The organism is Mesorhizobium sp. WSM4814, from assembly GCF_055811595.1.
In genome coordinates, this window is record NZ_JBVVQT010000034.1 from 1 (window position 1) to 11,748 (window position 11,748).

The window sequence follows — 11,748 nt, forward strand, 5'->3', positions numbered from 1 at the left end:
ACACGATCGACCATCCGAATCATCTCCCTCTCTTCCTTACCCCCGGAATCATCAATCCGATTCTGTGCAAAGGCCTCACAAGGGGAGAAGGCAGAGCGACGCTACGCGTCCGCCTTGAACGTCTGCTTCTGCATGCCCAGCCCTTCGATGCCGAGCTCGACGACGTCGCCGGGTTTTAGGAACACCGGCGGCTTCATGCCGAGCCCGACGCCGGGCGGCGTGCCGGTCGAGATGATGTCGCCAGGATGCAGCGACATGAACTGGCTGAGATAGGAGACCAGGTAGGCGACGCCATAGACCATGGTTTTGGTCGAGCCGTTCTGCATCGTCTTGCCGTTGACCTTCAGCCACATCGGGATGTTCTGCGGGTCCTGGACCTCGTCCTTGGTCACCAGCCACGGGCCGATCGGCCCGAATGTGTCGCAGCTCTTGCCCTTGGTCCACTGGCCCTGGCGCTCGGCCTGGAAGGCGCGCTCGGACACGTCGTGCGCGACGCAATAGCCAGCCACATAATTTAGCGCCTCGGCCTCGGTGACGTACTTCGCCTTTCTGCCGATGACCACGCCAAGCTCGACTTCCCAGTCGGTCTTGACCGAGCCGCGCGGGATCAGCACGTCGTCGTCAGGCCCGACGATGGCCGAGCTTGCCTTCATGAAGATGATCGGCTCCGGTGGCACGGTGGCGCCGGTCTCGGCGGCATGGTCGGAATAGTTGAGGCCGATGCAGATGAATTTGCCGGTGCCGGCGACGCAGGCGCCGATGCGGGGATTGCCGGAAACCGCCGGCAGCGATTTCGGATCGAGCTTCGACAGCGTTTCGAGCGATGCCGGGTCGAGCGCCTTGCCGGCAATGTCGGTGACATGGCCGGAGAGGTCGCGGATCGTTCCATCCGCATCGAGCAGGCCGGGGCGTTCGCTCCCCGCTTCGCCATAGCGCAGCAGTTTCATTCTTTTTCTCCTGATTGCGGCGCAGAGGCCGTTTGCAAACTCAGAGTTTTCAAATGGCCTCTTAGATCGACCAGCCACCGTCGATATTATAAGCCTGCCCCGACGTATAGGTGGCGCCGGCCAGATAGACGGCGAGATCGGCGATTTCCTCGGGTGTGCCGAGGCGGCCCATCGGCTGGCGGGCGATGAAGGCGGCGCGGGCAGCCTCGTAGTCGCCCTGCGCATGCATGCGGTCCTCCAGCGACGGGCTTTCGACCGTGCCCGGGCAAATGGCGTTGCAGCGTATGCCCTTGCCGACATAGTCGGCGGCGACCGATTTGGTCAGGCCGATGACCGCCGCCTTGGTCAGCCCATAGACGAAGCGGTTGGGCACGCCCTTGGTCGAGCCGGCCAGCGACGCCATGTTGATGATCGAGCCGTTGCCGCGTTCCAGCATGCCGGGCAGCACCGCGCGGATGGTGCGGATCATCGAGCGGACGTTGAGATCCAAAGCAAAATCGAGATCGGCGTCCTTCATCTCGAGGATCGAGCCCGAATGGACGAAGCCGGCGCAGTTGAACAGCACGTCGACAGCGCCGATCTCGGCGAAGGCAGTTTCGACCGCCTCGTCGTTCAGCACGTCGAGCTTGCGGGTCTTGATATCTGCCGTCTTGCCGAGGTCGGCGAGCAGCACCTCGTTGATGTCGGTGGCGTGAACGATAGCGCCTGCCTTGGCGAAAGCCAGCGCACTCGCCCGGCCGATGCCTTGTGCCGCCGCCGTGACGACAACGATCTTGCCTGCCAGATCCGCCATGCTTTTTTTCTCCCTCTGTCGCCGCCCGGGTGCTATTCGCCTAGGGGTGGAAAATGTTTTTTCTCGGTAAAGAACATCTTTTAGCCCGTCAAGCCCGGCGCCGAGGCAGCGTCTTTCTCCCCCGTCACTATACGGGGAGAAATGCCCGGCAGGGCAATGAGGGGCGGCGCCGACGTCGACAACTACACACACGCTCAGTCGCCGTAGGGCACCCAGACGTTCTTGACCTCGACGGCGCGGCGCAGCAACGCATCGCCGGCGGCCTCGGCCGACGCCCAGTCGAGGCTGCGGCCGTTGCCGGTCCAGACGCGCTTGAGATTGCCGACGGAGTCGGCTTCGGCCCTGGCGCAGGTTTCGGCATCGGCGAACAGCCACAGCCCGTCGACATCGTCGTGCCTGGCCAGCACGCCGGCGAGCTCGGCGGTGCGGCCGGTGACGATGTTGATGGCGCCGGCCGGAACGTCGGAATATTCGATGACCTGGTAGAGATCGGTGGCAAGCAGCGGATATTTTTCCGACGGCACCGCGACCACGGTGTTGCCCATGGCCAGCGCCGGCGCCACCAGCGAGATCAGGCCGAGCAGCGGCGCATTGTCTGATACCACGATGCCGACGACGCCGACCGGCTCATGCAGCGCCAAAGTGACGGCGCGGGCCGGCGGCTGGTGGACGCGGCCCTCGAACTTGTCGGCCAGGCCGGCATAGAGGAACAGCCGCTCGATTGATTGGTCGACCTCGTCGCGCGCCGCCTTGGCGGTAGCGCCGGTAAGCTCGGTGAGGCGAGCGGCAAATTCGTTGGCACGGCCGGACAGGTTCTCGGCCAGATAATACAGCACCTGGCTGCGGTTATAGGCGGTCGCCTCCGGCCAGGCCTTGCAGGCGCGTGCAGCCGCGACGGCATCGCGAATATCCTTGCGGCTGCCGAGACCGACCTCGCCGGCAAGCTTGCCCTTGGCGCTGGCGACGGCAAGCGAATAATTGCCGTCCGGCCGCACCTGCTTGCCGCCGATGAAGAGTTTTGCCGTGCGGTCGATGGCGTCGCTTTCGGCCTGCTCGATCGACGGAGCCGGTGCCGTTGCCGGCTTGATGGCGGGACCAAGAGGCAGTTTTGCCGAGAAATATTCGAACATGCCCTCGCGCCCGCCTTCGCGGCCAAAGCCGCTCTCGCGATAACCGCCGAAGCCGCAGGCGGCATCGAACATGTTGGTGCCGTTGACCCAGACGACGCCGGCCTTCAATTGCGGCGCGACGTGCAGCGCAAGGTTGACGTTCTCGCTCCACACCGAGGCGGCCAGGCCGTAGCGCGTGTTGTTGGCGAGCTCGATCGCTTCCTCGGTGTTGCGGAAGGTCATGGTCGCCAGCACCGGCCCGAATACTTCTTCTTGGGCCAGGATATTGGCCGGAGAAACACCGGTGGCGAGTGTCGGCAGGTGATAATAACCGGAAGACGGCAGCGCCACGTCCGGTTGCCAGCAGATGGCGCCCTGTTTGGCGCCTTCGGCGACCAGCCCCTTGACGCGATCGAGCTGGGTCAGGTCGACCAGCGGGCCGATATCGGTGTTCTTGTCGAGCGGGCTGCCGACACGCAGCCGGCTCATCCGCGTCTTGACCTTGGCGACGAAGGCCTCGGCGATGCCTTCCTGCACCAAAAGGCGCGAGCCGGCGCAGCAGACCTGGCCCTGGTTGAACCAGATGCCGTCGACCAATCCCTCGACGGCGCTGTCGAGGTCGGCGTCCTCGAAGACGACGAAGGCCGATTTGCCGCCAAGTTCCAGCGATATCTTTTTGCCCGACCCGGCAGTGGCCTTGCGGATGATCTTGCCGACCTCGGACGAGCCGGTGAAGGCGATTTTTTGGACGCCGGAATGGTTGACGATTGCCGCGCCCGCTTCGGGTCCGCCCTGGACGATGTTGACGACGCCCTTCGGCACGCCGGCGCGCTGACAAATCTCGGCGAACAGGATGGCGGTGAGCGGCGTGAACTCGGCCGGCTTGAGCACCACCGTGCAGCCGGCGGCGAGCGCAGGCGCGATCTTCCAGGCCAGCATCAACAGCGGGAAATTCCACGGGATGATCTGGCCGACGACGCCGACGCCCTTCTGATCAGGGAAATCCCTGTCCAGCGCCTGCGCCCAGCCGGCATGGTGGATGAAATGGCGGATGGCCAACGGCACATCGATGTCGCGGCTTTCGCGGATCGGCTTGCCGTTGTCGATCGATTCCAGCACCGCAAACAGCCGCTGGTGGCGCTGCATGGCGCGGCCGATGGCGTAGAGCACCTTTGCACGGCTGTAGCCGGAGCTGGCTCTCCATTTCGGCAGCGCTTTTGTCGCGGCCGAAACCGCCGCGTCGATATCGGCAGCCCCGGCATCCGACACTTTTGCCAGCAATTTTCCCGATGACGGATCGCTGGTGTCAAAGGTCTTGCCGCTGGCGGCTGCCTTCCAGTCGCCGCCGATGAACAGCGCTTTGGAGAAATCACGCGCGGCAAGCCAGGCATCGGCCTCATTGCGGGCCTCCGGCGCCGGGCCGTAGTCCATGGCATGATAGCGTTCGAGAATGTTCATGGGGGGCTCCCGCCTCACGCCATCGCGTGGCGATGATTGGCCGAATAGTGACCGGTCAGATGATGTTCGAGCTGGCGCTCGATGTCGGTCAACAGGCTCGACGCGCCGAAGCGGAACAGGTCCGGCTCCAGCCACCGCCGGCCAAGCTCCTCCCTCATCAGCACCAGCCAGTCGAGCGACGCTTTTGCCGTCGAAATGCCGCCGGCCGGCTTGAAGCCGATGAGGTAGCCGGTCTCCTCGAAATAGGCGCGGATGGCGCGCACCATGGCAAGGCCGACCGGCAATGTCGCGTTGACGCTTTCCTTGCCGGTCGAGGTCTTTATGAAATCGGCGCCCGCCATCATCGCCACCATCGACGCCAGCATGACGTTGCGCAGCGTCGCGAGGTCGCCGGTGCCGAGAATGACCTTCAGATGCGCCTCGCCGCAGGCGGCGCGCATCGAGACGATTTCGCTATAGAGTTCCTGCCATTTCGCGGCAAAGACCAGGCCGCGTGGAATGACCACGTCGATCTCGTCGGCGCCGTCGCTCACCGAGGCTTCGATCTCCTGCAGCCGCGTCGACAGCGGGGTGAGGCCGTGAGGGAAGGCGGTGGAAACGGCGGCGACATGGATGCCGCTGCCGCGCAGCGCATCGACGGCAGTGGCGACGAAGGGATGATAGACGCAGACCGCCGCCGGGCGGATCTTCTCGCCAGTAATGCCGAGGCCTTCGACGATGTCGCGGCGGAACGGATTGACCGCCTTGGCGCAGAGCCGGCGCACGCGCTCGTCGGTGTCGTTCGAGTTCAGCGTCGTCAGGTCCATGCAGGCGACGGCGCGCAGCAGCCAGGCGGCCTGGTTGTCGGCCTTGATCGAGCGCCGCTTGGCCAGGCTGGCGACACGCCGTTCCAGCGCCGAGCGGTTGACGCTGCGCATCGATTCCATGAAGCCGAGATCGAGCGTCATGCCGGGATTGCGGGCAATGCCGTGCGCTTGCAGCGCCGGCGCATTGGCGGCGGTGCGCGCCGGCAGCGGCGTGATCTTCGAAGGTCCGCGCTCTGCTTCGCGGCTGGTGCTGCTCATCTCCTGCCCTTTCGTTCGACGACTTGTGCCGAAGATAGCCCGTGAAGCAGCGCTTCACGAGTCCTTCAGGCGGTCATAGTTGAAAAAGCCAGCTGTGACATCAGCCGAACAGCGCTGCGTAGAAGCTGCCAATCTCCCCCCTTGCGGGGGAGATGTCCGGCAGGACAGAGGGGGGTGCTGTCCCGCCGGCATCAAAAAGGCCTGCACCGCCGCGACGCTCGAAAGTCAGGGATCCCAAGGCCCATTCTCGGGCGTCGAAGCGTAGAATGAAAGCAGTAGCGATCCTTCCCACCCCCCTCTGTCCTGCCGGACATCTCCCCCGCAAGGGGGGAGATCGGCCGTGATCCCGGCTTTCGCCAATCCCCGGCGTCACAGAAACAAGCGGAGCGTCTCAGCCGACAAACGCCCGCTCGACGACGAAGCTTGCCGGATGGTGCAGCGAGCCTTCCTCGAAGCCGAGGCTTTCGGCCAGTTCCTTGACATCCCTGAGCATGTGCATCGAGCCGCAGATCATGATGCGGTCGGTTTCGGGGTCGAGCTTGTCGATGCCGAGATCGGTAAAAAATTTTCCCGAGCCGATCAGCGCAGTGATGCGGCCCATGCGCTCGGAGGTTTCGCGCGTTGTCGAATTGTAGAGCGTGACGCGGCCGCCGGTCAGCTCGCCGATCAGCGGGTCGTTCTCCAGCTCTGCAACCAGCTCTTGGCCGTAGGTGAGTTCGGCATTGTCGCGGCAGGTGTGGGTCAGCACGACCTGCTCGAATTTCTCAAAAGTGTCGGGATCGCGCAGCAGGCTGGCGAAGGGCGCGATGCCGGTGCCGGTCGAGATCATGAACAGGCGCTTGGCCGGGGTCAACGCGTCGACCACCAGCGTGCCGGTCGATTTTTGCCGCATGATGACGGTGTCGCCGATCTCGATTTTTTGCAGCTCAGACGTCAGCGGGCCGTCCGGCACCTTGATCGAGAAGAATTCGAGCTCGTCGTCCCAGGCGGGGCTGGCGATCGAATAGGCGCGGAACACCGGCTTCTCGGCATTGGGCAGGCCGATCATGACGAACTCGCCGGAGCGGAAGCGCAGCGACTGCGGCCGGGTGATGCGGAACGAAAACAGCCGGTCGGTATAGTGCTTCACCGAGACCACGGTTTCGGCATAGACATTGGCCGGAATCGGGAACTGCAGCGGCCGGGCGCCGGCGGTGTTGAGCGCGGATGTGGTGTTCATCAAACCTAACCTTCTGGCCTAACCTTCTGGCCCACCCGAGGGCGCTGACGCCAAACCTTCTCCTGCGCGCCCGAACCGATCAGGTTCCGGCGTGCCGTTTGCACACTGCCAAGCGGTAAGCTCTTGTGTCCGGAATTTATTAGTATACAAATGATATTTGCGTCAAGACGCCAGGCTGAAACACCTTTCCAAACTGAGACATATCTGTAGTTCTGACATTTCGGGTTTCGACAATGGAAGAGAATTTTTCGGCGCAGACGCTGGATTCCTCGGGCAGCGTCGTCGCCGGCATCGATGTCGGCGGAACCTTTACCGACCTGCTGCTGATCGACGGCCGTCACGGTGGCAAGGTGCATATCGCCAAGACCCCGACCACGATCGACAACCAGGCTTTTGGGGTGGTTTCGGCGCTCGACGCCACCGGTTTTCCCATCCGCGGCATCGACCTCATCGTGCACGGCACGACCACCACCACCAACGCAGTGCTCGAACGCCGGCTGGCCAGGACCGGCATGATCACCACGCGCGGCTTTCGCGACGTCATCGAGCTTGGCCGGCGGACGCGGCCGCAGGCCTATGGCATGACCGGCAGCTTCGTCCCGATCATTCCGCGCAACCTGCGGCTTGAAGTCTCGGAGCGCGTCGAAGCCTCGGGCGCGGTGCGCATTCCGCTCGACGAGACCGAGATGCGCGCGGCGGTTTCACAATTGATCGCGGCCGGCTGCGAATCGCTCGTCATCCATTTCCTGCATTCCTACGCCAATCCGGCGCATGAGCGGCGCGCCGCCGAGATCGCCGCCGCGCTTTGGCCGAACAGCTACATCACGACAGGCCATGCGCTGCTGTCGGAAGCGCGCGAATTCGAGCGCGGCGTCACCGCTTCGGTCAACGCCTCGGTGCAGCCGATCCTCGAGCGCTATGTCGAGCGGCTGCGCAAGGAATTGGCGGCAAAAGGCTACGCCCGCGACTTCCTGATCATGAACGGCAATGGCGGCATGATCTCGGCCCGCTTTGTCACCCGTGAGTCGGCCAAGACGGTGATGTCCGGTCCGGCCTCCGGCGTCATCGCCGCCGCCTATACCGGAAAGCGCGCCGGCTTCGACAACCTGGTCACCTACGACATGGGCGGCACCTCGACCGACGTGGCGCTGATCCGCAATGCCGAACCGGCGGTGTCGAACGAGATCGAGATCGAATATGCGATGCCGATCCATGTGCCGATGGTGGCGGTGCACACGGTCGGCGCCGGCGGCGGCTCGATCGCCCGCGTCGATGCCGCCGGCCTGATCCAGATCGGCCCGGAAAGCGCCGGCGCCAATCCCGGCCCGATCTGCTACGGCCGCGGCGGCGTTGAACCGACCATCACCGACGCCAATCTGGTGCTTGGCCGGCTGGCGCCGAAAAAACTGCTTGCCGTTGAAAATCCGGTCACATCAGAGCACGTCACCGGCATCTTCGAAGACAGGATCGGCCGCCCCACCGGCCTGTCCGGTGTCGAAGCGGCGGGCGCGGTGCTGCGGCTCGGCAACATCAAGATGGCCGGCGCCATCCGCATGGTCTCGGTGTCGCGCGGCCACGACCCGCGCGATTTCGCGCTGTTCGCCTTCGGCGGCGCCGGGCCGCTGCATGCCACCGCTCTGGCGCGCGAGCTCGGCCTGCCAAAAGTGCTGGTGCCGGCGCGGCCGGGCATCACCAATGCGCTCGGCTGCGTCGTCGCCGATCTCAGGCACGATTTCGTCAACACCGTCAACCAGCCGGTGGCCAGCCTTGATGAAACCAAGCTTCAGGCAATATTGGAACGGCACCGAAACGAAGGCGGGGAGCTGATCGGCAAGGAGGCAGTAAAGCCGGAGACGATCCGCGTCACCCATTCCGCCGACATGCAGTTCGTCGGCCAGACCCACATCATCAACGTGCCGCTGCCGTCGTCTTCAGTGACGCGTGAAACATTGCAGCAACTGTTCGAAAAGGCCTATTTCGCCCGCTTCAAGGTCGAGCTGCCAGAAATCCGCGCCAATCTGGTCAACCTCAACACTTCGGTCACCGGCGTGCGGCCGGCGATCGATCTGTCGCGGCTGATCGACCCGGCTGGCCGCGCCAAAACGCTTGATGAGGCGCGCCGCGAGATCCGGCCGGTCTGGTATGGCGGGCGCTGGCACGACACGCCGGTCTATGTCAGGGAAAAGCTGCCGCTCGCCGCCGTCATCGAGGGGCCGGCGATCCTCGAACAGATGGACGCCACCACCGTGCTCGAGCCCGGCGACCGGGCGCGCTCGGACGCCGACGGCAACATCATCATCGAGGTGGGGCAGATATGACAAGGCTTTCATCGAAGAGGACCCCCACCCCTAACTCCTCCCCACAGGGGGGAGGAGGATTTGGTCGAGCCACCAGTTCCTGGCATCGACACGCAGCGATTTGCTGCTTTCAGCGCCAACAAGAATCCCCCTCCCCCTTGTGGGGAGGGGTTAGGGGTGGGGGTCCGCGCGGATGATCACTCTCGACGCCATCACGCTTTCGGTCATCCAGGCGGCGCTGCAGCAGGTCTGCGACGAGATGGACCTGACCTTTTCGCGCGCCGCCTTTTCGCCCGTCATCGCCGAGGCCAACGACCGCTCCGACGGCATCTATTCGGCGCTCGACGGATCGCTGATCGCGCAGGGCAGCCAGGGCCTGCCGGTGTTCGTCGGCGTCATGCAGTATTCGACCAGAACGGTGATCGAGATGATCGCCGACGGACGCTGCCTGCCGCCCGAGCCAGGCGACATCTACATCGTCAACGACCCCTATCTCGGCGGCACCCATCTGATGGATGTGCGCTTCGCCATGCCGGTCTACCGCAACGGAAAAATTTTCTGCTGGCTGTCGAACACCGGCCACTGGCCCGATATCGGCGGCTCGGTGCCGGGCGGTTTTTCTGCCTCGGCAACGGCGGTCGAGCAGGAAGGCCTGCGGGTGCCGCCGGTGAAACTGTTCAAGCAGGGCGTGCTCGATCGCGAGATCTACGCCATCATCTGCTCCAACATCCGGGTTGCCGACCAGCGCATCGGCGATATTCGCGCGCAGGCGGCGGCACTGCTGATCGGCCAGGATAGGCTCAATGGAATCCTGGATCGGTACGGTGACGAAACAGTCGTCGAGGCGATCGCCGAACTGCGCCGCCGCGCCGCCGAGCAGATGCGCGCCAACATTTCGGCCGTTCCCGACGGCATCTATCGCTCAAAAGCCTTCGTCGATTCCGACGGGGTGGTCAACCAGCCACTGACCATCGCGCTGGCCGTCGAGAAACAAGGCGACACGCTCAGCTTCGATTTTTCGGGCTCGTCAAAACCCTGCGCCGGGCCGATGAACAGCGTGCTGGCGACGACCTTGTCGTCGGTTTATCTCGCCATGCGCCACATTTTTCCCGACGTGCCGATCAGCGCCGGCGCCTTCGAGCCGCTGATCGTCAAGCGGCCGGAAGGCACTTTTCTCGACGCCAGATATCCGCGCCCGGTCTCGGGCTGTGCCGCCGAGGTTTCGCAGCGCATCGCCGAAGCGGTGTTCGCGGCGATGGTGCAGGCGCTGCCCGACAAGGTGACGGCGGCTCCGGCCGGCTCCAGCGGCAATTTCGCGCTCGGCGGCAACGATCCGGCCCGCGGCCGCGACTACGTCATGTACCAGATTTCTGGCGGCGGCTATGGCGGCAATGCCGGTCACGACGGCCTGAGCAATGGCTGCTCGACCATCGGCATTTCCAAATCGCCGCCGGTCGAGATCATGGAACAGGCGTTTCCGGTGCTCTATCGCCACTATGCCCTGCGCGACGGCTCGGGCGGCGCCGGCAGGCATCGCGGCGGTTTCGGCCTCGCTTATGAGGTCGAGATCCTGCGCGGCGACGCCCGCGCCTCCTTCGTCATGGACCACGGCCGTTTCGGCCCGCAAGGCGCGCTCGGCGGCAGGGACGGCGCGGTCAACACGGTGACCGTGTTCCGCGACGGCAGAGAACATGTGCCGCCGCACCTCTCCAAGGAGCAGGACATCGCGCTAAAAACCGGCGACCGCGTGCGCGTCGGCACGCCGGGAGGCGGCGGCTATGGCGATCCCCTGCAGCGCGACCCGCAACTGGTGCTGCGGGATGTCGCCCTGGGCTATTACACGCCCGAACAGGCCACCGAGAAATTTGGCGTTGCCCTGTCCGCGGATGGGTCGGCAATCGACCAGGCCGCCACCGAGCGGGCACGAGCAGCCGGCTGACCGACGAAGCCTCCAATCGGGCCTTGCCGCGGCGTGATCGCCGCAGGGCATGTCGTTTCCGTCTCCGCCGCGCCCACAAAACCCCGTAGACTTTGCTCCACAACGGAGATCTGGATCATGCGCCTTTTCGGTCGTTTCTTGGCTGCCGCTGCCGTCGCCCTGGCGCTCGCCACCGGTGCTGCCTCAGCCCAGGACAAGAAACTCAGGCTTGGCACCGAGGGCGCCTATCCGCCGTTCAACTATGCCAATGCCGACGGCACGCTGGGCGGCTTCGACATCGATCTCGGCAAGGCGCTGTGCGCCGAGATGAAGACCGAGTGCGAATTCACAGTGCAGGATTTCGACGGCTCTATTCCCGCACTGCAGGCCGGCAAGTTCGACGCCATCATCAACATCACCATCACGCCGGAACGCGCCGAGAAGGTCGACTTCACCAAAAAATACTACCAGACGCCGCCGGCCATCGCGGTGCCGAAGGATTCGACCGTCACCGGCACCTCGCCCGAGGAGCTGAAAGGCAAGGCGCTTGGCGTGCAGAGCGCCACGATCCACCAGAATTTCGCCGAGCAGAAATACGCAGGCTCGACCATCAGACCGTATCCGACCGGCGACGACGCCCGCACCGACATGGTCAACGGCCGCCTCGACGCGGTGATGGACGGCTCCATCCTGCTGACCGAATGGCTGAAGAAGCCCGAGGGCGCCTGTTGCAAACTGCTCGGCACCCTGGCGCCAGACCCGGCCATCCATGGACCGGGTGTCGGCATCGCGCTGCAGAAGGGCAACAAGGAGTTGGCCCAAAAACTCGACGCGGCGATCGACGCGCTGCGCGCCAACGGCAAATACAAGGAAATCAACGACAGATATTTTGCCTTCGACGTCTACGGCGAGTAGCCGGAGGCAATCGGCAACGGTGCAGGAA

The 11,748-nt window shown here is 64.5% G+C and carries 8 protein-coding genes; 3 read left to right on the forward strand and 5 right to left on the reverse strand.

The window, feature by feature from the left end:
- Window positions 1-101 precede the first annotated feature (101 nt).
- From AC0L2V_RS29980 to AC0L2V_RS30000, 5 genes are all read right to left on the reverse strand, one after another.
- A complete protein-coding gene (locus tag AC0L2V_RS29980) occupies window positions 102-947 on the reverse strand; it encodes a fumarylacetoacetate hydrolase family protein (protein WP_473521936.1) in 846 nt (281 codons plus the stop codon).
- Between the two features lie 61 nt (window positions 948-1,008).
- Window positions 1,009-1,740, reverse strand: coding sequence for an SDR family oxidoreductase (locus tag AC0L2V_RS29985; protein WP_473521937.1), 732 nt, complete (start codon window positions 1,738-1,740; stop codon window positions 1,009-1,011).
- A 194-nt stretch (window positions 1,741-1,934) separates the two neighbouring features.
- Window positions 1,935-4,307 (reverse strand): aldehyde dehydrogenase family protein, encoded by a 2,373-nt coding sequence (locus tag AC0L2V_RS29990; RefSeq protein WP_473521938.1) that lies wholly within the window; start codon window positions 4,305-4,307, stop codon window positions 1,935-1,937.
- 14 nt (window positions 4,308-4,321) lie between these two features.
- The gene (gene deoC / locus AC0L2V_RS29995) at window positions 4,322-5,371 is read right to left on the reverse strand and encodes a deoxyribose-phosphate aldolase (protein WP_473521939.1); all 1,050 of its coding nucleotides are present in this window, start codon (window positions 5,369-5,371) and stop codon (window positions 4,322-4,324) included.
- Between the two features lie 391 nt (window positions 5,372-5,762).
- Window positions 5,763-6,590: a ferredoxin--NADP reductase gene (locus AC0L2V_RS30000; protein WP_473521940.1), complete on the reverse strand. Its 828-nt coding sequence runs from the start codon at window positions 6,588-6,590 to the stop codon at window positions 5,763-5,765.
- Between the two features lie 233 nt (window positions 6,591-6,823).
- Here AC0L2V_RS30000 and AC0L2V_RS30005 point away from each other — a divergent pair, with 233 nt between their 5' ends.
- From AC0L2V_RS30005 to AC0L2V_RS30015, 3 genes are all read left to right on the forward strand, one after another.
- On the forward strand, window positions 6,824-8,908 hold the full coding sequence (locus AC0L2V_RS30005) for a hydantoinase/oxoprolinase family protein (RefSeq protein WP_473521941.1): 2,085 nt from the start codon (window positions 6,824-6,826) through the stop codon (window positions 8,906-8,908).
- Window positions 8,909-9,080: 172 nt separating this feature from the next.
- A complete protein-coding gene (locus tag AC0L2V_RS30010) occupies window positions 9,081-10,826 on the forward strand; it encodes a hydantoinase B/oxoprolinase family protein (RefSeq protein WP_473521942.1) in 1,746 nt (581 codons plus the stop codon).
- Between the two features lie 117 nt (window positions 10,827-10,943).
- Window positions 10,944-11,720 (forward strand): ABC transporter substrate-binding protein, encoded by a 777-nt coding sequence (locus AC0L2V_RS30015; RefSeq protein ID WP_473521943.1) that lies wholly within the window; start codon window positions 10,944-10,946, stop codon window positions 11,718-11,720.
- The last annotated feature ends 28 nt before the right edge of the window (window positions 11,721-11,748 follow it).